Source organism: Priestia sp. SIMBA_032, from assembly GCF_046535215.1.
GTDB classification, from domain to species: Bacteria; Bacillota; Bacilli; order Bacillales; family Bacillaceae_H; genus Priestia; species Priestia aryabhattai.
In genome coordinates, this window is sequence record NZ_JAWRXD010000182.1 from 1 (window position 1) to 405 (window position 405).

The window sequence follows — 405 nt, forward strand, 5'->3', positions numbered from 1 at the left end:
ATATGGAATTCTCACGAGCAAAAAACGATGAAGCTTGTAAAGCAATACTTGAAGAACATCAAAAACAAATCACAATACAACTAACGAATTTGCAAGCGACTTTAGATGTTATAAATTACAAAATCACTCACTTTGAGCGTATAAAAACAGGGAAAATTAATGAGGGAACGGAGATGGAGTTACAAAATGAACAAAAATAATGAAAACACAATTCAAAAACCAATTTATTCTGGATTCGGCGCAAGAGCTACCGCCAAAGAGACTCTAGGAGGAAAAGATTTAAAAGGAAAAGTAGCTATTGTAACTGGAGGATACTCAGGATTAGGACTTGAAATCACGCGCGTACTTGCAGAAGCTGGCGCTACAGTTATCGTACCAGCAAGAAGAATAGAACAAGCTCAAGAA

Annotated in this window: 1 protein-coding gene and 1 pseudogene; both read left to right on the top strand. The window is 36.5% G+C overall.

From position 1 onward, the window contains the following. A pseudogene (locus tag SB717_RS33920) lies at positions 1–200 on the top strand (MerR family transcriptional regulator); the annotation flags it as partial. Next, the coding region (locus tag SB717_RS33925; RefSeq protein ID WP_410907200.1) for an SDR family NAD(P)-dependent oxidoreductase at positions 187–405 on the top strand (219 nt) is incomplete at its 3' end. The pseudogene SB717_RS33920 and the gene SB717_RS33925, both read left to right, overlap by 14 nt.